Below are 26,118 nucleotides of genomic sequence, written 5' to 3' on the forward strand. Positions count from 1 at the left end.
CCCGGTAGCTTACGGTGACAGCGCGGGGACGGCGTCCAGCTCGGTGTTGATGACGGCCTCCACCAGCACCTCACCGTCCGGGGTCAGCTCGACGCGCCCGGCCTGTTCGTCCACCCGCAGCAGCCCGCGTTCGGCCAGTGAGCCGAACTGCGAACGCCACGGCTCGGCGAGCAGCGAGCTACCGGGGAAGCGGCGCCGGTGCAGTTCGTCGTCGAGCGGCTGCAATGTGGACAGTGCCATCTTGATCGCCCGCGCCTCCTGCGCGGCCGCGGAGAACCCGGTCGCCGAGCCGAGCGGGATACGGCCCGCCTCGACCGCCTCCGAGTACCGCTTCCAGTGCACGTCGGTGATCGCTTCCGAGGCACGGCAGCTGGAGCTGCCGCCGAGCCCGATCGCCACCTCGGCCTCCTGCCGGTGCTGGTCGACCATGATGGACTTCCACTTCTCCGGGCCGAGCCCGTCCCTGGCGAAGTACATCGTCGGGTGCTCGGTGTACCCGCCCGCGCGCAACCCCTCGGTGAGCACCTCGCGCATCTGGTACTGCTCACCGAGCGGCGGCCACCGGTGCCCGTCGCGGACCAGCCGGTCGCGGTAGTCGGGCAGCTGCCAGGCGGCAGGCTGCACCCCGGCGACCCCGGTCCGGGTGTCCGTATAGGACTTCAGGTGCAGTTTGGTGCAGACCACCGCGGTCGGTTGTTCGGCGAGCACGATGTCCAGGTCACGCCGGACGCTGTCCACCGTCTGGTCCAGCAGCCCGTACATCAGGTCGATGCTGATCCACTCGAACCCGGTGCGGTGGGCGTTGCGGATGAACTCCACGCACATCTCGGCGCTGTGTTCCCGACCGGACTGCCGCAGCACCGGGTCGTCGAAGGACTGCACGCCGCTGGACAGCTTGGTGCAGCCCAGTTCGGCGAGCAGTTCGAGCTTGTCCGGGGTGAAGGTGCTCGGGTCGCCTTCGAACCGAATCGTCGTCTCGGGGCCGAAGCCGAAGTTCTCGCGGTAGAACTCGAGCAGCCGGCGGATCGCGTGCTTCGGCAGCAGCGACGGCGTGCCGCCGAAGACGTTGAACTCGCCGACCGGCGCCGACGCCAGCGACGGGACCTGTTCGAGCCAGAGCTCCGCCTCGCGGATGTTCCAGTCGACCCACTGGCTGGCTTTGGCGTCGGTCACCTCGGGACTGCCCTTCACCAGCACCACCGGGTACTGGCAGAAGCGGCAGCGGTAGGCGCAGGTCGGGATGTAGGACCACAGGTGGATGGGTGCCGAGCCGGCCAGTTGCGCGTCCAGATCGGCCAGGAAGGCTTCGGGGGAGTAGTCCGGTTCGTTGCCGGGGAAGACGTGCGCGCCGAAGGGGTCCTCGACCACGTACTCCAGCAGGTGCCGGTTCTCCGGTGCCGAAAGCGCGCCGAGCACGGCGGGTTCGGGTGCGGTGGGATCGGTCTGCCGCAGCGAAGCCAGGGCCTGCTCGTAGCTCATCGTCATCAGAACACCCCTCCGTTGCCGAAGTAGTTGTGCGCGTCCCCGGATTCGCGGTCCTCGCAGTAGTACTTCACGAACTCCGCGAACCGCTCCGGTGGCACGTCGTCGAAGCAGGACGGCAGCGGCGGCGGGTGGCCGATGTCCTCGCCGACCGTGGCACGAAGACGGGCGAAGATCTCGTCGGCGAACTCGAAGTACAGGCGGTAGCAGGGCGTCTTGTACGAGTGGATCGGGGTGAAGTCGACCACCCGCATCTCGTCCTTGAGCTCGGCGATCCGCCTGCCGAGGCGGTCGGCCAGGTCCGCGCCGAAGAACTCGATCACCGCGTCGTCGTCCAGCAGGGACGGGGTGAGCAGCACCGGCAGGATGGTGTTCTTCGGGGTGAAGTCCTTGACGGAGAACTCCCACGCCTGCAGCGCTTCCGCTTCGGTGAGGTCGCTTTCCCTGGCGGGCCGGGGGTCCTCGACGCGGATGTCGCGCATCACGATGATGCCGTCCGAACCGTAGGCGCGGCCGGTGATCACCTCGTCGATGGCGTGGTCGACCCGCCGCGGGTTGATTTCCACCCGTGACTTCGGCGCGTACGCGATCTCCTCGCCCGAGCCGCGGACCTTGATGCCGAAGTCCCAGTCGTCGGAGAGGTGGTTGACGAACTTCCCGTCCTGCAGCTGGTAGAAGATCTCGATGCCGCCGACCCGGTCGTAGGCGTCGCGGTCCACGGCGAAGCCCTTGCCGTCGGGGAACCCGCCGAACAGGGCGAAGGTGACCGCGCGGCAGCGCAGCGTGCGGGAGATCGCGTCCCACAACCGCGGCCGCCCGGTGAAGTGTTCCGGCGAGTAGTAGTAGTCGCAGACGCCGATGGCGGCCTTGCTCGAGTCCATCGCGGCCGCCAGTTCGGCCAGCCAGTCCGGGTCGACGCGGCAGTCGGCGTCCGCGGAGACCAGCAGGAACCGCTCCTCCGCGGCGGACCCCCGGTTCTTGCTGCGTTCGCTGGCGAAGTCCATGCCGGTCCGGCGCGCGCAGGCCACGCCCTGCTCCGGCTCGGGCACCACGTGCACGGCCAGGTCGGGGTGGTCCTCGGCGAACCGGCGGGCGATGTCCACTGTGTCATCGGTGGAGTTGTTGTCCACCAGCACGACCTCGTACGCCGACCGGTCGATGCCGCGCTGCTGGTACAGCGAGTCCAGCACCGACGGCAGGTTCGCCGCCTCGTTGTACACCGGCAGCACCACGCTGATCCGGGTGCGCTCGTCCATCGGCGCCAGGAACAGCCGGTCCAGCAGGCGCTCGGCCCGCCCTTCGCCGAAGTGCCGCTGACCCAGCGCGTAGTTGTGCTCCGCCATCTTCGCCCGTTTCGTCTCGTCCGTGAGCAGTTCGGCCACCTCGTCCACAAAGGACGAGGTGGGCAGGTCGTGCCGGCGCACGTCCAGCACCGGTGCGCGGAAACCCTTGTCGCCGTAGACCGTCTCGTACAGTTCGTAACGGCTGGTCACGTACGGCACCCCCGAGGCGATGGCCTCGCCGATCGGGTTGCCGTAGCTCTCGTAGTCGTAGGAGGTCAGGAAGGAGACCAGTTGCGCGTGGGCGAGCAGGTCTCGCACGGAGTAACCGGGTCTGCCGACCTCGGCGTCGTGCGGGGCCAGGCCACCGCCGAAGGTCACGCGGTCGCGCACGCCGAGTTCGGTGGCCAGTTCGGTGAGTCTGGTGAATTCACCAGGGTTTTCACCCGGTTCGCCCGCGACGAAGAGGTGGACGCCGGGCAGCGCGGCGATCAGGTGCAGGTCGCGGTCGATGCGCTTCTGCGGCACGATCCGGGTGAACCGCGCGATCAGCGGCGCGTGCTCGGGAATGCCGTGCTCGGCGCGGAAACCGGCGTTGTGCTCGTCCACCACGGCCGGCCGGTGGGTGAAGGTGTTCGGCAGCACGCTGAGCTGGCGCAGGTGTGGCGCCCAGGCCAACGTCCGGCGGCGGGCCTGTTCGTGCAGGGCGGCGTAGTGGATGAACGGGCTGTTCACCGGCTGCGGGGTGTGCGGATAGGGGAATTGCCCGTACTTGCCGCTGCTCGGCTCGCTCTGCCACATCAGGTCGTGATCGCGCCAGAGCACGAAACAACCCAGCCGATGGCGGTTGCCGTATTCCTCGATCGCCTGGTAGAGCGCGCGCGTGTAGATGACGTTCTCCGGCAGCGTCCCATTCTCCACCAGAACGAAAGAAATGCCGAGTTCCGTCCACTTCGCGAGAATTCGGTCACGCAGGGTGGCGGTCACCGAATGCATCACCGACCGTAGTCGCGAGTCGTCGCCGCGGCCGATCACCTCGCGCAGGACCGCGGTGACCAGCTCCGGTGTGTAACCGTCGATCCCTTGCACAGCTTCGATCCGGTCCAGCTCGATCCACTCGGGCAGCAGCTCGGCCTCGTCGGTGTAGGGGCGGAAGAAGGCGTTCTTGTCCGCCTTGATGTCGTAGCCGAGGTCGAGGTGCACCCGAATGCCCCGGTCGTGGAACAATCGCGCGGTCTTGACGAACTCGACGATCAATCCGGAGATCGGTGCACCGTCGAAGGATATTCCCCAGAGGGCTGTCATGGGCTCGCGCTCACTCCCCCTGGCATCGTCGGGCAACGCTGTCGTCGGGTGCCGTTAATGTTACGGACGAAATCGCCGCTTCGCACTAGTAGGAGAGTCCTGATTTGACTTCGTCGCGTACCGCGGTCGCTGTTGCCTTCGTGGTCAATGGAGCGCTCTACGGCTCGTGGGCGGCCAGGGTGCCCGCACTCGCCGACCAGGCCGGGGTGGGCACCGGCGGCCTCGGGCTCGCCCTGCTGGGCCCGAGCGTGGCGATGATCCTGACCGCTTCACCGGCGGCGAAGGCCTGTGCGCGCTGGGGTGCGCGCCCGGTGCTCGCGGTCTGCCTGCCCGCCGCCTGCCTGCTACTGCCGGTGCTCGGCCTGGCTGGTTCGGTGTGGACACTCGGGCTGGCGCTCGCGCTGCTCGGCGGGTTGATGGGTGCGGTGGACGTGTCGATGAACATCGGCGCGGTGGCCGTGGTGCACCAGCTCGGCCGGCCGCTGATGCCGGTCTTCCACGCGGGGTTCAGCTTCGGCGGGCTGGCCGGTTCGCTCGGCGCGGCGGGTGCGGCGGCGCTCGCGGTGGTGCCCGGCGTGCAGTTCGCCGTGGTCGGCGCGGTCGGCTTGATCGCCGTACTGGTGACCGTGCGTGCGGTACCCGGCGAACGCACGGCCGCGGAGGAACGCCCGGCCGGTGGTTACCGCGAGGTGATGGCGCGCGGCCGGTTGTGGTTGCTGGCCGGGGTCGCGGTGTGCGCGGCGGTAGCGGAGGGTGCCTGCGCGGAGTGGTCAGCACTGTTCCTGGTGGACGAACGCGGGTTCGGCGAGGCGGGTGCGGCGGCCGCGTACTCGGTGTTCGCGGTGGCGATCGCGGTGACGCGGCTGACCGGCGAACGGGCGCAGCGGCGGTTCGGCCCGTACCGGCTGCTGGTGGGCAGTGGGGCGCTGGCCGCGACCGGCGTGTTCCTGGCCGCGGTCGTCCCGTCCGACACGGCGGCTTACCTGGGGTTCGGGCTCGCCGGGATCGGGCTGGCGTTCTGCTTCCCGCTGGCGATGGACCTGGCCGGGGCGGCAGGCCGCGAGCCGGGCGGCACCGGTGGTGAACGCGAACTGGGCTTCGTCACCACGATCGCCTACGCGGGCCTGCTCGGCGGGCCGCCGGTGATCGGCGGGGTGGCCACGCTGACCCAGTTGACCGTGGCGATGGCCGTGGCCGGGGTGGTCGCGCTGCTGATCGTGCCCGCCGCGCTCGGCGCCCGGCGCGCGGGCCGAACGGAACCGGCGCGGCCTGGTTCCACTGTGGACATTGCCGGGTGACCTGGACGCCGCCCGGTTCCGGCTCAGTCCGCCGTCTCGGCGTCCAGCCGGTCCGCCAGCCGTTCGAGACCGGCCCTGATCAGCTGCCCGTAACCGTCGTCGGCGAGCACGTCGATTTCGGCCCGGCTCAGCTCGAGGTGCCGGCGCGCGAGGGCGAACTCTCCCAGCCGCCGGTAGGCGTCACCGACGTTCAGGTGCAGTGAGGGGTAGAGCCCCCGCACAGACCCGGCGACCCCGGCGTCGGCGGCGCGGTGCTCGCTGATCGAGTCCGCGGTCTCCAGCGCGACGAGGTCCCACCGGAGTTCCTCGCGCACGTCGTCCTGCTGATCGGCCAGGTGGTGCGCGATCAGGCACCGGTGCAGGGGATCGACGGCCTCCGCCCACAACTCGGTGAACCGCGCGCGAGCGGTCTCGCGATCGCCGCGCTGGGCCAGTTCGATCACGGGGATGATGCGGGTCATCAGGTCGTCGGGCACGATTCCTCCCGGTCGTGGGTGCGCACCCTTCGCCGCCGCCCGGCAATGCCAGGAGTGGGGCATTACTTGCGGTGAATGCTAGTAATGCCCCACTCATAGCATTCGAGCCGGGCGTGGGGTGGGGGCGCAAGGTCGCTGGAACGACCCTGCGCACCCGCCGGGGATCAGGTGGTGACGCGCACGTAGTCGACCACCAGCTGCTGCGGGAACTGCGTGTTGCCGTCCGGGGAACCGGGCCAGTCACCGCCCACCGCGAGGTTCAGGATCATGAAGAACGGGTGGTCGTAGACCCAGCGGTTGCCGTTGAGGTCGGCGGGGGTGCGGGTCTGGTAGGCGTTGCCGTCCACGGACCAGGTGATCTTGTCCGGCGCCCAGTCCACGGTGAAGGTGTGGAAGTCGTCGGAGAAGTTCGGGCCGGTGTACACGCCGCCGATGCCGCCCGCGCCCGAGTAACCGGGGCCGTGCAGGGTGCCGTGCACGCTGTTCGGCTCGAAGCCGACGTTCTCCATGAAGTCGATCTCACCGCAGTTCGGCCAGGGGTTGGTGCCGATGTCCTCGCCCAGCGCCCAGAACGCCGGCCACATGCCCTGCCCGCGCGGCAGCTTCATCCGCGCTTCGAACCGGCCGTAGGTCTGGGTGAACTTGCCCGCGGTGTTCAGCCGCGCGGAGGTGTACTCGCACCGGCCGTACCAGCAGTTGTAGTCGGCCGGGTTCTCCTTCTTGGCGGTGATCACCAGGTTGCCGCCACCGTCGAGCGCGGCGTTGTTCGTGCCGCTCGTGTAGTACTGCAGCTCGTGGTTGTTGCCGCCGTTGTCGCCGGTTTCCAGCTGCCACTTGCTGCCGTCGACGGCACCGCCTGCGGGACCGTCGAAGTTGTCCTCGAACACCACGGCCGCCGGTTCGGCGGGTGCGGCGTTGCTCATCGGGACGGTCAGCACGCCGGCGGTCGCGAGCACCGCCAGTGGTACCAGTAGCCGCCGGGCGGCCTTCGACATCTTCATTGACATCAGCTCTCACCTCGTGGGGACGCGGGTGGGGGCGGAGCTCCGTTTGTTGCTAGCCACAACAAATTAGCCCGCGGGGTCGGTGGAGACAAGGCTTGCGGGTGGAAAATTTCTGTCCTGATTCTGACAAGAGAACCCGGTTCGGGTACCGTCTTGCTCAGTTGAGCAAGAACTAGCTTGAGTGAGCAAATATGGCCTCCGTGACCGAACAGGCACGTCGCAAGCAGATCGTCGACGCCGCTGTGGCGGTGATCGCGGCCGAGGGCTACGCGAAGGCGTCCTTCGGCCGCATCGCCAAGCAGGCCGGGCTGAGCAGCACCGGCCTGATCTCGTACCACTTCGCGAACAAGCGCGAGCTGATGGACGAGGTGGTGCGCACGGTCCTGGCCGATTTCACCGAGTTCGTGCTCGCCCGCACGGACGACGTGGCCGGGCCAGCCGCCCAGTTGCGGGCGTTCATCGCGGCGAACGTGGAGTTCGCGAGCGAGCGGCGCACACACCTGGTGGCGATGCTCGAAGTGGCGCGCGCCGAACCCGGCGACGGCCCGGATCCCGTGCTGGAAGCGGATTTGCGCGGTCTGGCCGACCTGCTGCGCGCCGGGCAGCGGCTGGGCGAGTTCCGCGACTTCGACGCCGACGTGATGGCGATGGCCATCCGTTCGGCGCGCGACGGCCTGCTCCTCAAGCTACGCACCGAGCCGGACCTGGACCTGGACGTCTACACCGGGGAACTGGTCACCCTCTTCGACCTCGCGACCCGGAGGACCCCATGAGGATCGCCGCCGCCTTCGCCGCGCTGCTCCTGGTGAGCACCGCCTGCGCCGCCGCACCCGAACCGCCGGACCTCGCACGCCCGCAGGCCGGGCCGGTGCGTGGGCTGGTCACCGAGCACCAGCGCCAGTTCCTCGGCATCCCGTACGCGGCGAAACCGGTCCGCTGGCAGGCGCCGCAGCCCGCCAAACCGTGGACGGAAACCCGTGACGCCACCAAGCCCGGCAGCCTCTGCCCGCAGGAAGGCACCGAGTACGCGGAGGTGTCCAGCACCGACGAGGACTGTTTGTTCCTCAACGTCACCGCGCCGAAAACCGGCGACGGCAAGCCCGTGCTGGTGTGGGTCCACGGGGACGGCGTGGTCGGCGGCGGCCACTTGTTCGACCCGGCCGCGCTGGTGCGCACCGGGGACGTCGTGGTGGTCACGGTCAACTACCGGCTCGGGGTGTTCGGCGCGTTCGGCTACCCGGGGCTCGCCGGCTCCGGCACCTTCGGCCTGCAGGACCAGCAAGCCGCGCTGCGCTGGGTGCGCGACAACATCGCGGCCTTCGGTGGTGATCCCGGCAACGTGACGCTGATCGGCGAGTCCTACGGCGCCCAGTCGGTCAGCGCGCACCTGCTCGCTCCCGCGTCGGCCGGGTTGTTCCACAAGGCCGTCATGCAGAGCCCGATGACCCTGCTGGACATGCCCGCCGGCGCGCTGATGCCCGGTCTCGAGGCCGGTCCGTGGCTGGCCTGGCGCAGCGCCGAAGAGGTGACCGGGGTGGGTGCCGCGATGGCCGCGCAGTTCGGCTGCGCCGATCCGGCCACCGCGGTCGACTGCCTGCGGGCGCTGCCGGTGGAGCAGCTCTTCCCGTTGATGCGGATCTTCCAGGCGGTCGCGTACGGCAACGAGGTGCTGCCCGACGCGCCGGATTCCGCTTACGGGCAAGGGAAGTTCCACCAGGTTCCGGTGTTGCTCGGCACCACGCGGGACGAGCACCGCGCGTTCGTCGGCCTCTTCTACGACCTCGCCGGGCAGCCGGTGACGGCCGAGCAGTACCCGCGGTTGCTGCGGACGGCGTTCGGTGACCAGGCCGAGCGGATCGCCGCCGAGTACCCGCTGAGCGCCTACCCGTCGCCGAGCGTGGCCTGGGCCGATCTGCTCACCGACCGGATGTGGGCTCGCGGCACCAGCCGCCTCGCCGAGTTGATCGGCGCCCGGAATCCGCTCCACACCTACGAATTCGCCGATCGAGAAGCGCCGTCGTACCTGCCGTTCCCGGACACCTTCCCGACCGGCGCGTACCACGCCGCCGAAGTGCCGTACCTGTTCCGCGACGCCGGTTTCGAGCAGGATTCGACCCAGCCGCAGAAGGACCTGTCCGACGCGATGATCCGCTACTGGACCGGGTTCGCGCGGACCGGCGCGCCCGCCGCGGACGGCCTGCCGCCGTGGCCGCGGGGTCAGGTGCAGTCGCTCGCGCCGGGCCCGGACGGCATCCGGCCGGTCGACTTCGCCGCCGAGCACCGGCTGGACTTCTGGGCCGGGGTCGCCGGGTAGCTCGTGTCCACTTCGGACAGATGGGCGGGTGGTCCGACGGAGATCGGCACGGGTGGCGACCCGCCGTACCGATCTCCCTCATCCGGGCGGGTCCTGCGCGCGCCGGGCGCGTGCAGCGGTTAGTAATGGTCCGTGCACACTCTCCCCGCGCGGCTCCGGGCCCGTCATCGGTGGATCGACCACATCTTCCGTGCGGTCGACCGGTACATCGGTTACCACGGCTACCACTACGTCGCTTCGATCACGTATTTCAGCGTGCTGTCCGTGGTGCCCATGCTGATGGTGGCGTTCTCGGTGGCCGGGTACGTGCTGGCCGGGCAGCCGCAACTGCTGCAGGAACTGTCCGACGGCATCCTGCGCGTGGTGCCCGGCCCGCTCGGGCAGGGCGTCGGCGAACTGCTCGGCAAGCTGATCGAGCAGCGGACCTCGGTCGGCGTGTTCGGCCTGCTGATCGGGCTGTACTCCGGCTGGAACTGGATCAACTCGCTGCGTGACGCGCTCACCGCGATGTGGGACCAGGACCGCACCGACCCGCCGTTCTTCCTGATGATCGTCAAGGACTTCCTGGCACTGCTGAGCCTGGTCGCGGCGATGATCGTCTCGTTCGCGCTGACCGTCATCGGCGGCGCGTTCGGCGACTGGTTCCTGCGGCTGACCGGCCTGGACCACACCGGCTGGGGGCCGGGGCTGCTGGGCGTCGGCACGGTGGTGCTGGCGCTGGTCGCCGACGCGCTGGTGTTCCTCTGGGTGCTGGTGAAGCTGCCGCGGCAGCCGGTGGGCACGCGCAGCGCGGTGCGTGGGGCGATCGCCGCGGCGATCGGGTTCGAGGTGCTCAAGCAGGCCGGTGGCATCTACCTGCGGCTGGTCAGCAGTTCACCGACCGGCGCCGCCTTCGGCTCGATCATCGGTGTGCTGGTGTTCATCTCGCTGGTCTCGCGGATGCTCGTGTTCCTCACCGCGTGGACGGCCACCGCCCGCGACGCCCCGGTCACCGTGCGCCCGCCCGAACCGGTGGTGATCCGGCCGGTGCTGCCACCCCGCAGGCACACCGCTTCGGCGCTGCCCGCCGCCGCCGGCGTGCTCACCGGTGTGCTCGCCACCCTGGGCGTCCAGCGGCACCGGCAGCGTCGGCGGGGCCGCCGAAATCTCGGCTAGTATCGCTTCGGTTCCGTTGAGACGCAGCGGCCGAGGTTCGGGTGGATATCCGGGGTTCGCGCGCGTGCGGCTCCCCGGTTCGCATGCTGGGACGGTTTTGAGATGGACACTGTGGAGCAGTCCTTGAGACACCTCGACGAGGTCACCGGGGCACTGGAGGATCTGGCTACCGCACTGGGCGAAGCCAACGAGATGGGCCCGGTCCTGCAGGCCGTGTGCGAGCAGGTGATCCGGGTGGTGCCCGGAGCCGATGTAGCCAGCATCACCCTGCGGTCGGGTGACGGGTACCAGACCGCCGCCGCCACCGACGAGCGAGCCAACGAGATCGACGGCAAGCAGTACGAGCAGGACGACGGCCCCTGCCTGCGGGCCATCAAGACCGGCAAGGTGGTGCGGGTCGAGGTCGAAACGGCCGTGCGCCTGTGGCCGGAGTTCTCCGAGGTGGCCCACAAGCTGGGCGTGGCCAGCTACCTGGCCTCGCCGCTGGCCGTGGATTCGGACCTCGTCGGCGCGATCAACCTCTTCGGCTTCGGCAAGCACGGGTTCCGCGAACTCGACGAGAAGTACCTGGAGCTCTACACCGTCATGGTGGAGACCACGGTGCGCGGCACGCGCCGCTACCTCCAGGCCCGCGAGCACGTCACCCAGCTGCGCCAGGCGATGGAGTCCCGCGCGGTGATCGAGCAGGCCAAGGGCATCCTGATGGCGGCACGGGGGCTCAGCGCCGACGCGGCCTTCCAGGTGCTGGTGGAGCGCTCGCAGCGGGAGAACGTCAAACTGCACACCATCGCGCAGCGGTTCGTCGCCGAGATGTCGGCCGAAACCGCCTGATCAGGCGGTCGGCAGGTCCTTGACCAGCCGGACCGTGGTCCCGGTCCCGGTGCCTTCGATGGTGACCTTGTCCATCAGCTGTTCCATGATCAGCCTGCCGTGCCCGCGGCTGCCGCGATCCGCCGGCGGGGGCCGCCAGGTGCCGCGGTCGCTGATGGTGATCTCCAGCCTTCCCGCCTCGAAGACCGCGTGCAGCAGCACCTTGTCCTCGCTGGAGCCGCGGTAGCCGTGTTCGATGGCGTTGGCGCAGGCTTCACCGGCGGCGATCAGCACGTCCTGGACGTCGTCCTCGGACAGTCCGCCGCCGGTGAGCCAGGCACGCAGCGCGTGCCTGGCCGGAGCCAGTGCCGCCGGGTCGGCGGGCAGGGCGTCGCGGTACGCCCCCTGGTATTCCCGCACAACACCACCTCGGCAGGGAAGAACCGTTGTTTTGTCTATCTGGTAAGGAAATCACCCGAAAGGCCGGTTTCCTGCGAGGTTACGCGCCGGGTAGTGGGCGCGCAATTTGAACCGTTACGGGGTGGCGTTGAGCAGGTCCACCACGCTGTGCTGCCGGGCCGCGTCGGCCACGTCGAACGGCCCGGCCCACCGCAGCCCGTAGGTGTCCAGCGCGGTCCGGTTGTGCGCGTACGCCGAATCGGCCTGCCGCCGCAGGTAGGTCGTGTAGGGACGGTCCGGCAGCGCGTTGTTGAGCTTGCCGAGCCCGCGGGTGTAGGCGCCCTTGAAGCTCGGCCCGTCGGCGGCGCAGCTCGCCGGTTCGCACGGGTCGCGCAGGATGCCGCCGGGGTTCAGCGTGCCGTCGGTGGTGGAGGCGTTGGCCAGCTGGCGGGCCCTGGTCAGCAGCGCCGGGTCCCCGGTGGCACGGTTCAGTTCGGTCAGCCCGGCCACCAGCACGCCCTGGTTGTAGGACCAGACGGGCTTGCCGTCGTTGACGCAGGTACTGGTCAGCCCGTCGTTGACCAGGTTCGACGAATTGATCATGCCGCTGGCGCTGAACCAGGCCCAGCCCGCGCTCGCGCGCTGCCGGAACACCGTGTCGCCGGGGATCCGGTTGTGCAGGGCGGCGTTGAGCTGGATGTAGAGGGAGTTGGTGATGGCGTTCTTCACCGGCCGGTCGGTCCGCCACCACACCCCGCCACCGCAGACACCGTCCCAGTACGCGGCCATGTGCTCGGCGTCGATCCGCGCGGTGGTCAGGTAGCGGCTGTCGCCGGTCAGGTCGTAGGCCGCCACCCAGGCGAGCCCCCACCAGCCGGTGTCGTCGAGGTACTCGTTGCGGAACTCACCGTCGTGGGCGGAGCGGTTGCGGTCGTAGGTGTTGGCGATGGCGTACCGGTAGCTGGTCATCCCGGAAACCCGGATGCCGTCGATGATGCCGTTGAGCGCGTTCGCCGCGTTCCACCAGCCGGTGGTGCGGAAGAGGCCGGTGCCGTTGTCGTAGAACTGCATGAGCGCGGTGGCCGCGGCGGTCCGCCGATCCCAGGCGTTCCAGGTGGTCCGGGCCCAGGCGGTGCAGGTGACGCCGGTCTGCCCGGCCGGTTTGCCGCAGGCACGCAGCGCGCCGACACCCCGGTTGGCCCAGTCGTCCACGTTGTACATCAGCGTGCGCCAGCCGGTGGCCCCGGCGGGGGTCTTCGTGGCGCCGAGCCTGCTGCCCGAGGCCCAGGTGCTGCCGCCGTCGAAGGAGCGGTCGAGCCACACCTCGTCGCCGGCCGCACCCGCGGACACCGCGGCCCAGCCCATCGCGGTGGAGTCGTCGAAGTACAGCGTGTACCGGCGGCCCGCGAGGTTCGCGGTCACCGACTGCCGGGGTTGGGGCGCGAGTGCCGGATCGCGGGGTTCGCAGTGCTGGTTGCAGATGACGGCCGCCGGCGCGGCTTGTTCGGTCGGTTCGGCCTGGGCCGGGACGGGAACCAGGATGAGCAGGGCGGCCGCGGACACGACGGCACCCGGCAGTGATCTCGACATGGAGACCTCCGGAAAGGGGGAAGGGAGAAGCATTTCGGACGGTAAGCAGGCGAATACCGCTGGTCAACGGGAATGTCCGGTACTGACTGGCGTTGAACCGGGTGTGACCATTCCGGACCGCTTTTCGGTGCTCGACCGCTCGCCGACGCCGCGGGGATCGACGCACGCGGCGGCCCTGCGCGACACCGTGCGGTTCGCGGTCGAGCTGGAACGGCTGGGGTACCACCGCTTCTGGGTGTCCGAGCACCATTCGGTGCCGGGCATCGCGGGTTCGGCGCCGACCGTGCTGGCTGCCGCGGTCGCGGCCGCCACTTCACGCATCCGCGTCGGGACCGGCGGCGTGATGCTGCCCAACCACCAGCCGCTGGTCGTCGCCGAACAGTTCGGCGTGCTGGAAGCGCTGAACCCGGGCCGGATCGACATGGGACTCGGCCGTTCGGTGGGTTTCACCGGCCGCATCCGCCGCGCCCTCGGCCACGACAAGGCCGACGCCGAACGCTTCCCCGCGCAGTTGGAGGAGTTGCTCGGCTACTTCACCGGTGACCAGGAGGCGCACCCCTCCGTGCACGCCCGCCCTGCCGAAGGCCTACGGGTTGCGCCATTCGTGCTGGCGACCGGCGCCGGTGCCGACCACGCCGCGGCTTTCGGCCTGCCACTGGTGATCGCCGCGATCGGCGGTGACGACCGGATGGCGGAAACCATTGCCCGCTACCGTTCGCGCTTCCGCCCGAGTGCCTGGGGTGCGTCGCCCTACGTGGTGGTCAGCCGGGCGGTCGCGGTCGCGGAAACCACCGAGCAGGCACGGGATCTGCTGGCTTCGGAAGCGTGGTCGAGCGCCTACTCGCGCACCCGCGGCGAGTTCCCGCCGCTGCTGCCGCCCGCGGAAGTGCGTGAGCTGGAAATGACCGACCGGCAACGCGAATACTTCGAGGACTCGCTGCGCGGCCAGATCTACGGCACCGCCGACGAAGTGGCGCAGGCACTCGAAAAGCTCGCCCACCTCACCGCGGCGGACGAATTCCTGATCACCACCAGCGGTTTCGACCGCGAGCAGCTGCTGGACTCCTACCGCCGGCTGGCCGCGCTGCGGGCCGCCCCTTGAACGACGGCGGGCCGACCCGGATAATTCGCCGCACACACCCGGCGGTCGGCCCGAGCCCTGTGGAGGCGGTAGATGCTGCTCGCCGGTGAACGCGCCCAGGTTTGCGAGTACGCGCGGCGGATGACCGCGGACGGGCTCGTGGTCGGGACGTCGGGGAACATCTCGGTGCGGGTGGGTGAGCACGTCGCCGTGACGCCGACCGGGGTGGACTACGCGAACCTGCGGCCGGAGGACGTGCCGGTCATCGCGCTCGACGGTTCCCCCGTCGACGGCGAGCTGAAGCCGACCAGCGAACTCCCGATGCACCTGAGCGTCTACCGGCGAGCCGAGGACCCGGACGACGCCCCGATCACCGCCGTCGTGCACACCCACTCGATCCACGCGACCGCCGTGTCCACGCTGGTCGACGAGGTGCCGCCGATCCACTACATGCTGGCCGCCATCGGCCCCACCGCGCGCGTGGCCGAGTACGCCACCTACGGCACCGATGCCCTCGCGCGCACCATGCTCGCCGCCCTCGACGGCCGCCGCGGCTGCCTGCTGGCCAACCACGGCACCATCACCTACGGCTCCAGCCTGTCCGCCGCCTACCACCGGGCGCAGCAACTGGAATGGTGCTGCCAGGTCTGGCTCCTCGCCCGCTCCGCCGGCGCCCCCGCCGTCCTCCCCAAGATCGAACTGGAACGGGTCCACGACAAACTCCGCACCTACGGCCAACCCTGACCACCCCGGTGGCCCCCGAATGCCAGGAGTGGGGCATTACTTGCGTTGATTGCAAGTAATGCCCCACTCACAGCATTCGCCACCCCCAACCGAGCACAACGTGCGGCCGCCCCCGAACCCCACACTCAGGTAGCCGAGTTCGACGTTCAGGTAGCCGAACTCCACGCTCAGGCAGCCGAGTTCCACGTTCAGGAAGCCGAGTCCCACACTCAGGCGCTCCAGTCCGACACTCGGGAAGCCGAGTTCCACACTCAGGCGGCGGGGGTGAGCACACAGGCGCCGTCAGGCGGAGAGGGTGCTGAACCGGCGTCGGTAGGCCGTGGGGGTCAGGCCGGTTCGTCGGCGGATCTGGGTGCGCAGGTTCGACGCGGTGCCGAGGCCGCTTGCGCGGGCGACCAGTTCCAGTCGTTGCTCTCCGCGTTCGATGAGGCGGCAGGCGAGCGAGACGCGTTCGGCGGTCAGCCAGGCCAGCGGGGTGGTGCCGAGTTCCGCGCGGAACCAGCGGTGCAGCGTCGCCGGGCTGACGGCGGCGGAGGTGGCCAGGTCGCCGATGGTCAACGGCTGGTCCAGCCGCTCCTGTGCCCAGGCGAGCACCGGCGCGAGCGACGCGTCCGGGATTTCCGGCACCGGGCGTTCGATGAACTGCCGTTGCCCGCCGTCGCGGTGGGCGGCGAACACCAGGCGGCGGCTGACCGCGTTCGCGACCTCGGCGCCGTGGTCCTGCCGGATCACGTACAACCCCAGGTCGAGCGCGGCGGCGCTCCCGGCGGCCGTGAGCACGTTGCCGTCGTGCACGAAGAGGACGTCCGGCACCAGGTCCACCTCGGAGAACCGCGAGGTGAACACCGAGGCCCACCGCCAGTGCGTCACGGCACGCCGTCCGTCGAGCACGCCCGCCGCGGCCAGGGTGAACGTGCCGGTGCAGAAGCTCATCAGGCGCGCACCCCGGCGCTCGGCCCGCCGGATCGCGTCGAGCACCCGCGGGTCGGGCGTGGACTCCGGGTCCGGGCGGTTCGGCACGATCACCGTGTCCGCCTCGTCCACGGCCTCGAGCCCGCGCACGCCGGACAACGTGAAGAACCCCTCGTGCATCCGGATCGACGGTTCGGCCGCGCACAGCGCGAACTCGTACCAAGGCCGGTCCAACTCGGGCCTCCGCAGGCCGAACAGTTCGGTGGCCACGCCCAGTTCGAACGGGTTGGACCCGTCGTCCACGATGGCGACCACTCGATGCGAGGATTCACGCGACATATGCGATTACTAGCACTCACGGCGGCGGGAAGCCAGCGCGCATGCTGAGCTCATGAGCAAGCAACCCACCTCCCTCGACGACGTACTGGCCGGATTCGACCAGGCGTGGAGCCCGCGCATCGTCGCCTTCGTCAACGACTACGACGTGCGCGTGGCCAAGTTCGCCGGCGAGCACGTGTGGCACGTGCACGAAAACACCGACGAGTTCTTCCTGGTACTGGACGGGGAAATCCGCATCGGCCTACGCGACGGCGAAGAACGCGAGGTCGTGCTGCGCAAGGGAGACACCTTCGTCGTGCCGCGCGGCGTGTACCACAAGCCGTCCTCAGTGGACGGTGCGTCCGTGCTCCTCTTCGAGCCGACCGGCACCCTCTCCGTCGGCGACCGGCACGACCCGGTCCCCGAACACGTCGACGAAACCACGGGCCACGTGGTGTCCTGAATCGGCGGCGTCGAGGGGGTTTTTCACCGCCCTGCTCGACGCCGACCAGGTCATTGTTTCCGCAGTAACGAATGTTGTTGTATCACCGACCTGACCCCTGGGACGTGAACGGCGGGAAGGGGCCGGAGATGGAGATCAGGGAACGGGCGCAAGCGCTGGCGCTGAAGATCCGTAAGCACAAGGCGAGCATCGAGACCGAGGAGGCGACCAAGAACGCGTTTGTCATGCCGTTCATCAGCACGGTGCTCGGCTATGACGTGTTCAACCCGGCCGAGGTGATTCCGGAGTTCACCGCGGATGTCGGGACCAAGAAGGGCGAGAAGATCGATTACGCGATCGCCCACGACGGGCAGGTCCAGGTGCTGGTCGAGGTCAAGAAGATCAACGACCCGCTGCGCATCGAGCACGCGTCCCAGTTGTTCCGGTACTTCGCGGTGACCAACGCGCGGATCGCGATCCTGACCAACGGTGAGGTCTACGAGTTCTACACCGACCTGGACGCGCCCAACAGGATGGACTCGAAACCGTTCCTGGTCCTGGACTTCTCCGACATCGACGACACGTTGCTGCCCGAACTCGCCAAGCTCACCAAGGAATCCTTCGATCTGCCCTCGGTGATCAGCGCGGCCGGAGAACTGAAGTACATCGGGCAGCTCAAGCGCGTGCTGGCTGCTCAGTTCAAGCAGCCGGAGGACGAGTGGGTCAAGTTCCTGACCACGCGCGTCTACGAGGGTTCCTTCACGCAGCGGGTGCGCGACCAGTTCCTCCCGCTCGTCGACAAAGCGGCCCGGCAGTTCCTCAACGAGCAGGTCAACGACCGGCTGAAGAACGCGCTCGGTGATCCCGATGTCTACGTCGGCGTTTCCGGTAGCGCGGCGGAGCCTGCCGCCAACGAATCGTCGCAGCCTGGAGCGGATTCTGCGCAGAAGGCCGCCGATGGTGCTGCTGAGGTTTTTACCACCGAAGCCGAGATAGAGGGTTATCGCATCGTCCGGGCTATCGTGTGCAGTGAGGTACCAGCGGCCAGGGTGGTCGCACGCGACACGAAGACCTACTTCGGTGTTCTCCTGGACGACAACAATCGCAAGCCGATCGCTCGACTCTGGTTCAACCGGTCGAAGTGGTACTTGGGAGTCTTCGACGAGAACAAGGTCGAAACCCGTCTTCCCATCACCGCGGTCGAGGACATCTACGCACATGCGGACCAGTTGAGGGATACGGTGTCACGTTATCTCGACAAGCCGAACGTCGTCGAACCCGTCCACGCTTCGACGGTGAGGCTCGTGGCCACCTGAGCGCGCGCAGGCCCACGTCCTGGATCGGGATCAGTTCGTGGCTGAAGGGACGCCGGTGCGCCGCGACCTCCTCGGCCACCGTTGCGCCGGTGTCCAGGTGGACGTACTCGTCGTCCCCCACAGGCTGCGACGGTAGCGCAGCGTTCGTGGCGCGACGGTCAGCCAAGCGCCCACCAGCACCACGTACCCCGTGACGGCGACCACCGCGAACAGTCCGGAGTGGACACGGGCGAACAGCGCGCTCGCCCCGGTCACCACGGTGCCGACCGGGAAGGTGAAGCTCCACCAGGACAACGTGAACGGCAGCCCCCGGCGGGCGGCGCGTCCGGTCAGCAAGGCGGCGATGGCCGACCACACCAGCGCGAAACCCAGCGTCGGTACGCCGTAGAGGAGGCCGAACGCGACCGCCGCCTGGCCGTAGGGGGCGGGCAGCACCGTGGCGGCGGGCCCGGCGAGCAGGTTCGCGGCGGTGATCGACTGCCCCAGCGGCCCGAGCACGATCCACACCGTCGGCACGCTGTCCGACCGCCCCAGCACCAGGCGCTGCCAGATCTGCGGCAGCAGGCACAACGTGGCGAACAGGCTCACGCCGAACATCGCGTAGCAGCCCAGCACCATGGTGAGCCGAAACTCCGGCGGCAGGTGCGGCACCAGCAGTGCGCCACCGGAAGCGGACACCATCGGCGGCACCACCGGCATCAACCAGCCCGCGAAGGTGTGCGACTCCCGCACCTGCTGCGTGGTCATCATCTTCACCGGCACCCAGATCGCCGTGCCCAGGCCAATCGCCGTGCCGATCGTCCACAGTGTCCAGTCGACGGCGAGCGCGGCGTCCAGGCCGATCCAGTCCTTGCCCAGCAGCAGGGCCCCGGAACCCACGGTGCACAACGCCATCGGCGGCGCGCCCCAGAACTGCGCCATCACCGGGTCCTCCAGCGACGACCGCCGCAGCCGGGTCAGCGCCATCGCGGAGACCACCACCAGCAGTACCGCGGCCACGGCCCAGACCAGGGTCGCGGCCGGGCGCAGCCCGGGGAAGCCCAGTGGCAGGGAGGCCGCGGCGGTGGCCACGATGCCGGTGCCCATGATCGAGGCGAAGAGGTTGGGGCCGAATTCGGGCGCGCAGGTGGGCAGGGGGCGGGGCAGCGTGCTGGTCACCGCCTCACCCTCCGGGTGAACGGCGCCGGGCAGTAGTCCCCAAACCGCTATGGATGCATAAACTGCGGTTATGCCCCTGCCCGCGCGCGTGAGCGACCTCACCAGCTACGACCTGCTGCTCAGCGTCGCCGAACTGGGCAGCATCGGCCGTGCCGCGCGAGCGCACGGCATGTCGCAGCCGGCTGCGAGCGTGCGGCTGCGGCAGTTGGAGTCGCAGGCGGGCGCGCCGCTGCTCGAACGCGGCGCTCGTGGCGCGCGGCTGACCACCGAAGGGCAGTTGGTCGCGAGCTGGGCTCAGCCGGTGCTCGACGCGGCGTCCGACCTGGAGACCGGGATCGCCGCGCTGCGGGCCGATCGCGACAGCCACGTGCGGATCGCGGCCAGTCTCACCGTCGCCGAATACCTGTTGCCGCGCTGGCTGATCGCGCTCAAGGCGGTCGACCCCGGCACGGTGGTCGCGCTGACCTCCGGCAACTCCGCCGACGTCGCCGCCCAGGTGCTCGCCGGGGAGGTCGAACTGGGCTTCGTGGAGAGCCCGGACATCCCGGAAGGCTTGCAGGCCAAGGAAGTTGCCCGCGATGAGCTGGTGCTGGTGGTCGCGCCGTCGCACCCGTGGGCCACGCGTCGCCGTCGCCCACGGGCCGCTGAGCTGGCGGCGACGCCGCTGGTCAGCCGCGAGCCCGGTTCGGGCACGCGCCAGGCATTGGAACGGGCTCTGCGGGCGCACGTCGATGGTGCGCTCGCAGAGCCCGCGCTCGAGGTGTCGTCGACCACCGCGATCAAGGCCGCGGCGGTCGGCGGGATCGGGCCCGCCGTGCTCAGCGCGCACGCCGTCGCCCCCGAGCTGGCGGCGGGCACGCTGGTCCGGCTCGGCGTGCCGGACCTGGACCTCGGCAGGCGCTTGCGGGCTATTTGGCCGTCTGGCCGGGCTCCGCGAGGACCGGCTCGCGAGCTGCTCGCGATCGCCCTGCAACCGAGCGGATGACCAGCCAGACCAGCGCGCCGATCGGGGCGAGCAGGATGGTCAGCACCAGTAGCGGCGCCATCAGCAGCGGGTGCACGCCGACTTCCCGGTTCTCCAGGTACATCCACCGCCCGACGAACAGGTCGAAGGCGATGATGTGCGCCCACACCAGGGTCGCCGCGCCCGGCTCGGCCATCAGCTCCTGCAGCCCGGTCAGCGACGGCTGCGCCACCGCGGGCAGCACCTCGGCCAGCCGCGGCACGGCGATCACCAGGTAGAGCAGCGCGGGCGGGGCGAACACCAGCGGCGAGGACAGGATCCGCCGGGTCCACGACCACCCGGGCGCCAGGATCATCAGCGCCCAGAACGGCGCAACCAGCACGAAGGTCAGGTCGAACAGGGTGGACATCATCGCTGGTGCTCCAGAACTCGTTGGGGGACAAGGGCTTTGCGGGTGGCGAGGGCGGTGGCGAGCACCAGCAGCGCGAAGGCGCCGAGGGTGAGCGCGTCCGGTTCGGTCACCGGCTGACCGCGCAGGGCCTGCCAGGTGATCAGGGCGAGCAGCCCGGCGTAGGCACCGGCGGCCACCCGGACCAGCCGCCTGCGGACCTCGACGTCGGCCAGTACCGGCACCCGGCTCGCCGCGGCGGTCAGCGCGAGCAGCAGCAACGGCAGCACCTGCAGTGCGTGCATGCCGACGAAGTGCGGGATGCGCAGGTCGCCGCCGGTGGTGCTCCAGCCGGTGACCGGCATGCCAGGGCCGCCGTCGGGGACGCCGACCGAGTGCGCGCCGACGGTGTCGGTGATGCCGGTGGCCAGCTGGTTCGCCGTCGGCAGCACCATCAGCACGCCCAGCGCCAGGCCGATGCCGGAGAGCAGCATGCCCAGCCGGATCGCCGAAGCCGAGGCACGATCGGCGTACTTGCCCACCAGCAGCACCGCGCCGAGCACGAAGTGCGCGATCAGTAGCACCGAGATGGTCGTCCCCATCACCCGGAACACCATCGCGTCGAACGCGGTGGCCACGTTGAAGTGGCTGCGGGTGCCGCGGAGGACCTGACCGCAGATCGCCACCATCTCCAGGGTGCCCGCCACCGCGATCACCGTGCCGGTCCACCAGCCCAGTCGCGGCCACCGGCTCTGGAAGGTGAGCATCCAGGCCCAGGTCAGCGCGTAGATGGTGAGCGACACGGCGAACTTGAACGGCTTGAGCCAGATCGGCGCCCCCAGCAGCACGCGGTCGTCGAGCACCAGTCCGGCCGCGGTGAGCACCGTCGTCGCGGCCATCGCCACGGTGAAGACCATGAGCGGCCGGTGCCACTCGCGCATCGAGCGCAGCTCCATTGTCTCTCCCAGTATGGATAGTGGCGCTGTCTACTATCGGATACTGACACTATCCACTCAACTCGAGTGAAAGGCAAGAGAAAACGGATAGCGGAGGTGTCCGTAGGCTGATCGAGAGGAACGGGAGACGAGATGCGCGTAGCGGAACTGAGCAAGCGGACCGGGGTGGCGGTGCCGACGATCAAGTACTACCTCCGCGAAGGCCTGCTGCCGCCCGGCGAGCTGACCAGCCCGAACCAGGCGCGCTACGGCGACGAGCACGTGCGGCGGCTGAAGCTGGTGCGGGCGCTGATCGACGTGGGCGGGCTGTCCATCGCCGCCGTGCGCGACGTGCTGGAGACCATGGCCGACTCGGACGAGTCGATGTACGAGGTGCTCGGCACGGTGCAGCGGAACCTGGGCGCCGACCTGTCCGCCGGCGACGGCGAGGCATATGAGAAGGCGAGCCGCATCGCATACGAGCTGATCGAGCGGCGTGAGTGGCAGGTGAAGACGGGCGCCCCCCAGTTGGAGGTGCTGACCGCCGCGCTGGCGACGCTGGTCGAATTGCAGGGGGAGGACCTGCTGGAGCTGCTCGACGCCTACGCCGAAGCCTCTGAGCGCATCGCCGAGGTCGACATCGACTACACCCGCCGCGGGGACGGCCGGGCGGGCGCGGTGGAGCGGATGGTGATCGGCACCGTGGTCGGTGACGCCATCCTGAGCGCCCTGCGGCGCCTGGCCCACGAGAACGAGGCCGCTCGACGGCTGCGCAGCGGTTAACGTTGAGTACCCGATCGGGTGGAAGGGGTGAGCGGTGATGGGGCGTCGAACGCAGGCGGGCGCGCCGGTGCCCGGGCGGTACCCGGTGCGGTTCGGCACCGCGGAACTGATCCGCGACCTCGACCGCGCCAACGGCTGGCAGCTCAGCGTGGACGGCGTCCCGCAGTCCTATGTGGATCTTGACCGGCCGTCGCACCTGGAGTTCGAGTACGTGCGGCGGATCGGCGACGTGGTCGATTGCCTGCCGGGGCTCGCGCTGGACGTGCTGCACGTCGGCGGCGGCGCGTGCACGCTGCCGCGTTACGTCGCGGCCACGCGGCCGGGGTCGCGGCAGCTGGTGTTCGAAGCGGACGGTCCGCTGATCGAACTGGTGCGTGAGCACCTGGACCTCCGGTCCGTGCCGGGGTTGCGGGTGCGCGAATCGGACGGTCGTGAAGGCGTCGCCAGCCGCCGCGACGATTCAGCCGATCTGGTGGTCCTGGACGCTTTCGAGCGCGCGTCGCTGCCGAGCAGGTTGGCCACGCTGGAGTGCACCAGGGAGGTCGCGCGGGTGCTGCGGCCGTCCGGCACGTACCTGGTCAACATCTCCGACGGCCCAGGGCTGCGGTTCGCCCGGCGCGTCATCGCGACCGTGACCTCGGTGTTCGAGCACGCGCTGCTGCTGTCCGAACCGGCGATCCTGCGCGGCAGGCGGTTCGGCAACCTGGTGCTGGCCGCGTCGGCGGTGGAACTGCCCTTCGCCGAGGTCGCCCGCCGGTCCGCCTCAGCCGCCTTTCCGGCCCGCTGCCTGGCCGACGACGAGCTGAAGTCCTTGCGCGGCAAGGCGGAACCACTGACCGACGCGGCGCCGGTGACCGGCCCGGTACCGCCGGACGACGTCTTCGGCCTGGCTGGACGGCGGTGAACCGGCCATGGCCCGCGCGTCCTACGCCGCGGTGTTCCGGGTGCCGTCGTTCACCGCGCTGTGGTCCTCGCAGGTGGTCTCGGTGGCCGGCGACCAGCTCGCCAGGGTCGCGCTCGCGGTGCTGGTCTTCGACCGCACGCAGTCGGCCGCGTGGACCGCGCTCGCCTGGTCGCTGACCTTCCTGGCCGACCTGCTCGGCGGGCTGTTCCTGGCCGGGCTGGCGGACCGCTACCCGGCGCGCGCGGTGCTCATCGCCGCCGATCTGGCCAGGGCCGGGCTGGTCGCGCTCATGCTGGTGCCGGGGCTGCCGATCTGGGGGTTGTGCGCGACGGTGTTCGCGGTACAACTGCTGTCCGCGCCGTTCTCCGCGGCACGGGCGTCGCTGCTGGTGAAGTGGTTGCGGCCACGGGGTCTGCACGATCTGGGCGTGAGCGTGGTGAGCACGACGTTCCAGGTGGCGTTGCTGGTCGGGCTGCCGCTGGGCGGTGGGCTGGTCGCGCTGCTCGGGGTGCCCGCCGTGCTGGTGATCGACGTGGCGACCTTCCTGCTGTCCGCCTTGGTGATCGGCGTCGGGGTGCGGGCCGAAGCCCGGAGGGGACCGGGCACCGGGATGACCCCGTGGCGGCGGGCGCGGGCGGGCGCGCGGCTGATCGCGGGACGGCCGAAGTTGCGGACGCTGCTGGTGCTGGCTTGTGTGGCGGGGTTCTACACCGCGCCGGAGGGGCTCGCGATCCCGTACGCCGAACAGATCGGGGCGGGTGCGGCGGGCGCGGGCTGGCTGCTGGTGGCGAATCCGGCGGGCACCGTGCTGGGGAACCTGGTGCTCGCGCGCTGGGTGCCGGAACGCTGGCGGCTGCGCTTGCTGGGTCCACTCGCGATCGTCAGCTGCGTGGTGCTGCTGCCGTGCTTCGCCGCGCCGACGCTGTGGCTCTCTCTGCTGTTGTGGACACTGTGCGGGGTGGCGTCCGCACACGACATGGTCACGCAGGCCGCGTTCGTCCGGGAAACGCCGGAAGAGCAGCTGGGGCAGGCGTTCGGCCTCGCGGGCGCGGCGCTGCGGGTGGCGCAGGGGCTCGGCATCGTCGCGACCGGCGCGCTGGCCGGGTTGACCGGTCCCGCCGCGGCCATCGGGCTCACCGCCGCCGTGGGCACGCTGGCCGCCGTGGTGGCGGCCGGGGCCTGGCACCGGGCGTCGGCATCCCCGTCCGCGGCTGCTGGCTGACAGTCCCGGACGGGGGGCGGCCGCTGCTCGGTCACCAGTTGTTCTCCTGCTTGCGCATGGGGAATGTCACCTCTTCTCGTACTGAGTGCACGTCACCGGGCCTGGGACTGGGCTCACCAGTTGTTCTCGCGCATGGCCGCTCACCTCCCCTCGCGCGGCGGATCCCGGAGCCACTCGGCTGTCCGGGTGGTTTCAGCATCGGGTATGACCGGCCCTGTACACAAACCGTGATCGGTTGGTTACGGTGAAGATATGGGTTCGTTCCGCCGGACCACCGGGTGGGCCCTCTGGGCGGCACCACGCCAGGTCGTGGTGTGGGTGCTCGCTGTCGAGGTGGGGGCGCTGGCCGCCACCGCGGGCACCGCTGCGCTGGCGCCGGTGGACGCCGCCGGGCTGGTCCGCTTCGGTCTGCTCGGCGCCTGCCTGGTCGCGCACGTCGAGTTGTCGAGGACGGTCGAGCGCAAGCGGGAGATCGCCGCCGGTTCCGGGCCGTACCTGAGCACCACGAGCGTGTGGAACTTCGCCGGGGTGATCGTGCTGCCCCCGGCGCTGGCGAGCGCGATGGTCCTGCTCGGCTACGGCTACATGTGGTTCCGGGTGTGGCACCGCCGCGGCACGATGAAACCGCACCGGTGGTGGTATTCGGCCTGCACGGTGCTGCTGGCGAACCAGGCCGCGGTGGTGGTGCTGGCGCTGGCACCCGGTGTGCCCACCTCGGCGACCGCGGTCGCGGTGGTGGTGGCCGCCGGTGCCGTGCGGTGGTTCGCGAACTACGCGCTGATCTGCGCGGTGAAGTTGCTGTCCGAGCCGCGGGCGCGCGTACGGGACGTGATCGGCGGCTTCGGCGAGCAGATCCTCGAAGTCGGCGCGATGGGGTTGGGCCTGCTGGCGGCGTGCGTGGTGCAGACCCCCGCGGTGCTGCTGGTCGGGGTGCCCGCCGTGCTGGTGGTCCTGGGCCGGTCGGCGCAGGTGGCGCAGTTCCGGAAAGCCGCGGAAACCGATGGCAAGACGCAACTGTTCAACGCGACCGCGTGGACGCAGTTCGCCACGCACGCACTGGAACGCACCAGCCGCCGCGGGGGCACGTTCGGCCTGCTGATGATCGACCTGGACCACTTCAAGCGCATCAACGACGAACACGGCCACGGCGCCGGTGACGTGGTGCTGAAGGCCGTGGCGAAGTCGATCTCGGAAGGCGTCCGATCGGGTGACCTGGTCGGCAGGTTCGGCGGGGAGGAGTTCGTGGTCGCCCTGCCGGACATCACCGCGCGTGAACTGATGGCCGTCGGAGAACGGCTGCGCCGCGGGGTGGCCGCCCTGGAGGTCCCGACCGGCCACGTCTCCATCTCGATCGGCGCCGCACTGGCGCCGGACAACGGCCAGAGCGTGCAGGACCTGCTGACCACCGCCGATGCCGCCATGTACGCCGCGAAACACCGAGGCCGGAACCGCGTCCAAGCCGCCGCCGGCCTGCTGCCCTGACTCTTCGATGTCACGAATGTGGCTTTGGGGGCCGATTACGCCCCCAAAGCCACATTCGTGTCCCTGCTGGGCGCCCACCATGTCACGAAAGCCACTTTCGAGACGTCTAACGTCTCGAAAGCCACATTCGTGACACCCCCATGTCCCAAACTTCACATTCGCGCCACGGCCTCCCCGCACCCATGCCGTGAAAGCCACATTCACGGCCGATTACGCCGTGAAAGCCACATTCACGGCACCAAAGCCCCCCGCCAACCGCCGCCCGGCCGCAAAAAGCGACCCTAAGAGCCACGGCCACCAGGCAGCACAAACGGGACCATACGAGCCACCCACCCCTCCCCATCCCCGGTCCAAAG

Annotated in this window: 23 protein-coding genes and 1 pseudogene; 14 read left to right on the forward strand and 10 right to left on the reverse strand. The window is 69.9% G+C overall.

What is annotated here, in order from left to right; translation table 11 throughout:
- Positions 1-9: 9 nt before the first annotated feature.
- Both JOM49_RS12515 and JOM49_RS12520 read right to left on the reverse strand, forming a co-directional pair.
- Positions 10-1,485 (reverse strand): radical SAM protein, encoded by a 1,476-nt coding sequence (locus JOM49_RS12515; protein WP_209664464.1) that lies wholly within the window; start codon positions 1,483-1,485, stop codon positions 10-12.
- Complete coding sequence (locus JOM49_RS12520; protein WP_209664465.1) at positions 1,485-4,067, reverse strand: glycosyltransferase; 2,583 nt, start codon at positions 4,065-4,067, stop codon at positions 1,485-1,487. The genes JOM49_RS12515 and JOM49_RS12520 overlap by 1 nt, the downstream gene beginning before the upstream one ends.
- Before the next feature lie 104 nt (positions 4,068-4,171).
- Between JOM49_RS12520 and JOM49_RS12525 the strand changes: the two genes are divergently transcribed.
- The gene (locus JOM49_RS12525) at positions 4,172-5,365 is read left to right on the forward strand and encodes an MFS transporter (protein ID WP_209664466.1); all 1,194 of its coding nucleotides are present in this window, start codon (positions 4,172-4,174) and stop codon (positions 5,363-5,365) included.
- 23 nt (positions 5,366-5,388) lie between these two features.
- Here JOM49_RS12525 and JOM49_RS12530 read toward each other — a convergent pair whose 3' ends face one another.
- Entirely contained in the window at positions 5,389-5,841 is a 453-nt protein-coding gene (locus tag JOM49_RS12530) for a hypothetical protein (protein ID WP_282770414.1), read from the reverse strand.
- 170 nt (positions 5,842-6,011) lie between these two features.
- Positions 6,012-6,836 (reverse strand): annotated as a pseudogene (locus JOM49_RS12535) (glycoside hydrolase family 16 protein); the annotation flags it as partial.
- 200 nt (positions 6,837-7,036) lie between these two features.
- Between JOM49_RS12535 and JOM49_RS12540 the strand changes: the two are divergent.
- From JOM49_RS12540 to JOM49_RS12555, 4 genes are all read left to right on the forward strand, one after another.
- On the forward strand, positions 7,037-7,618 hold the full coding sequence (locus JOM49_RS12540) for a TetR/AcrR family transcriptional regulator (RefSeq protein WP_209664468.1): 582 nt from the start codon (positions 7,037-7,039) through the stop codon (positions 7,616-7,618).
- Positions 7,615-9,159 (forward strand): carboxylesterase/lipase family protein, encoded by a 1,545-nt coding sequence (locus JOM49_RS12545; protein WP_209664469.1) that lies wholly within the window; start codon positions 7,615-7,617, stop codon positions 9,157-9,159. Before JOM49_RS12540 ends, JOM49_RS12545 begins: the two co-directional genes overlap by 4 nt.
- Positions 9,160-9,291: 132 nt before the next feature.
- Positions 9,292-10,314 carry a YhjD/YihY/BrkB family envelope integrity protein gene (locus JOM49_RS12550; RefSeq protein WP_209664470.1) on the forward strand — a complete coding sequence of 341 codons (1,023 nt, stop codon included), beginning with the start codon at positions 9,292-9,294 and terminating at the stop codon, positions 10,312-10,314.
- Between the two features lie 102 nt (positions 10,315-10,416).
- Positions 10,417-11,145: a GAF and ANTAR domain-containing protein gene (locus JOM49_RS12555; protein WP_209664471.1), complete on the forward strand. Its 729-nt coding sequence runs from the start codon at positions 10,417-10,419 to the stop codon at positions 11,143-11,145.
- Here JOM49_RS12555 and JOM49_RS12560 read toward each other — a convergent pair whose 3' ends face one another.
- The gene (locus JOM49_RS12560) at positions 11,146-11,544 is read right to left on the reverse strand and encodes an ATP-binding protein (protein ID WP_209664472.1); all 399 of its coding nucleotides are present in this window, start codon (positions 11,542-11,544) and stop codon (positions 11,146-11,148) included.
- Positions 11,545-11,658: 114 nt separating this feature from the next.
- Entirely contained in the window at positions 11,659-13,113 is a 1,455-nt protein-coding gene (locus tag JOM49_RS12565) for a glycoside hydrolase family 76 protein (protein ID WP_209664473.1), read from the reverse strand.
- A gap of 103 nt (positions 13,114-13,216) precedes the next feature.
- On the opposite strand from JOM49_RS12565, the gene JOM49_RS12570 reads away from it, so the two are divergent.
- On the forward strand, positions 13,217-14,215 hold the full coding sequence (locus JOM49_RS12570) for an MsnO8 family LLM class oxidoreductase (RefSeq protein WP_308158727.1): 999 nt from the start codon (positions 13,217-13,219) through the stop codon (positions 14,213-14,215).
- 72 nt (positions 14,216-14,287) lie between these two features.
- Positions 14,288-14,938, forward strand: coding sequence for a class II aldolase/adducin family protein (locus JOM49_RS12575; RefSeq protein ID WP_209664475.1), 651 nt, complete (start codon positions 14,288-14,290; stop codon positions 14,936-14,938).
- Positions 14,939-15,220: 282 nt separating this feature from the next.
- Here JOM49_RS12575 and JOM49_RS12580 read toward each other — a convergent pair whose 3' ends face one another.
- Positions 15,221-16,189 (reverse strand): helix-turn-helix domain-containing protein, encoded by a 969-nt coding sequence (locus tag JOM49_RS12580; RefSeq protein ID WP_209664476.1) that lies wholly within the window; start codon positions 16,187-16,189, stop codon positions 15,221-15,223.
- A 52-nt stretch (positions 16,190-16,241) separates the two neighbouring features.
- Between JOM49_RS12580 and JOM49_RS12585 the strand changes: the two genes are divergently transcribed.
- Positions 16,242-16,631 (forward strand): cupin domain-containing protein, encoded by a 390-nt coding sequence (locus JOM49_RS12585; RefSeq protein WP_209664477.1) that lies wholly within the window; start codon positions 16,242-16,244, stop codon positions 16,629-16,631.
- A gap of 128 nt (positions 16,632-16,759) precedes the next feature.
- Positions 16,760-17,926 (forward strand): type I restriction endonuclease, encoded by a 1,167-nt coding sequence (locus JOM49_RS12590; protein WP_209664478.1) that lies wholly within the window; start codon positions 16,760-16,762, stop codon positions 17,924-17,926.
- Between the two features lie 30 nt (positions 17,927-17,956).
- Here JOM49_RS12590 and JOM49_RS12595 read toward each other — a convergent pair whose 3' ends face one another.
- Positions 17,957-19,084, reverse strand: a complete 1,128-nt coding sequence (locus JOM49_RS12595; protein ID WP_308158728.1) for a TDT family transporter — start codon at positions 19,082-19,084, stop codon at positions 17,957-17,959.
- Positions 19,085-19,154: 70 nt separating this feature from the next.
- Here JOM49_RS12595 and JOM49_RS12600 point away from each other — a divergent pair, with 70 nt between their 5' ends.
- A complete protein-coding gene (locus JOM49_RS12600) occupies positions 19,155-20,069 on the forward strand; it encodes a LysR family transcriptional regulator (protein WP_245369309.1) in 915 nt (304 codons plus the stop codon).
- Here JOM49_RS12600 and JOM49_RS12605 read toward each other — a convergent pair.
- Together JOM49_RS12605 and JOM49_RS12610 are read right to left on the reverse strand one after the other, a co-directional pair.
- Positions 19,993-20,460, reverse strand: a complete 468-nt coding sequence (locus JOM49_RS12605) for an ABA4-like family protein (RefSeq protein ID WP_245369310.1) — start codon at positions 20,458-20,460, stop codon at positions 19,993-19,995. The two genes, JOM49_RS12600 and JOM49_RS12605, sit on opposite strands and share 77 nt — an antisense overlap.
- Positions 20,457-21,392, reverse strand: coding sequence for a hypothetical protein (locus tag JOM49_RS12610; RefSeq protein WP_209664479.1), 936 nt, complete (start codon positions 21,390-21,392; stop codon positions 20,457-20,459). The genes JOM49_RS12605 and JOM49_RS12610 overlap by 4 nt, the downstream gene beginning before the upstream one ends.
- A 132-nt stretch (positions 21,393-21,524) precedes the next feature.
- Between JOM49_RS12610 and JOM49_RS12615 the strand changes: the two genes are divergently transcribed.
- The 4 genes from JOM49_RS12615 to JOM49_RS12630 all read left to right on the forward strand — a co-directional run bounded on the left by JOM49_RS12615 (position 21,525) and on the right by JOM49_RS12630 (position 25,762).
- Positions 21,525-22,154 carry a MerR family transcriptional regulator gene (locus tag JOM49_RS12615; RefSeq protein ID WP_209664480.1) on the forward strand — a complete coding sequence of 210 codons (630 nt, stop codon included), beginning with the start codon at positions 21,525-21,527 and terminating at the stop codon, positions 22,152-22,154.
- Between the two features lie 37 nt (positions 22,155-22,191).
- Entirely contained in the window at positions 22,192-23,058 is an 867-nt protein-coding gene (locus JOM49_RS12620) for a spermidine synthase (RefSeq protein WP_209664481.1), read from the forward strand.
- Positions 23,059-23,065: 7 nt separating this feature from the next.
- Positions 23,066-24,280 carry an MFS transporter gene (locus JOM49_RS12625; RefSeq protein ID WP_209664482.1) on the forward strand — a complete coding sequence of 405 codons (1,215 nt, stop codon included), beginning with the start codon at positions 23,066-23,068 and terminating at the stop codon, positions 24,278-24,280.
- Between the two features lie 252 nt (positions 24,281-24,532).
- Positions 24,533-25,762, forward strand: a complete 1,230-nt coding sequence (locus tag JOM49_RS12630) for a GGDEF domain-containing protein (protein ID WP_209664483.1) — start codon at positions 24,533-24,535, stop codon at positions 25,760-25,762.
- Positions 25,763-26,118 lie beyond the last annotated feature (356 nt).

Origin of the sequence: Amycolatopsis magusensis (genome assembly GCF_017875555.1) — a bacterium.
In the GTDB taxonomy this organism is placed as follows: domain Bacteria; phylum Actinomycetota; class Actinomycetes; order Mycobacteriales; family Pseudonocardiaceae; genus Amycolatopsis; species Amycolatopsis magusensis.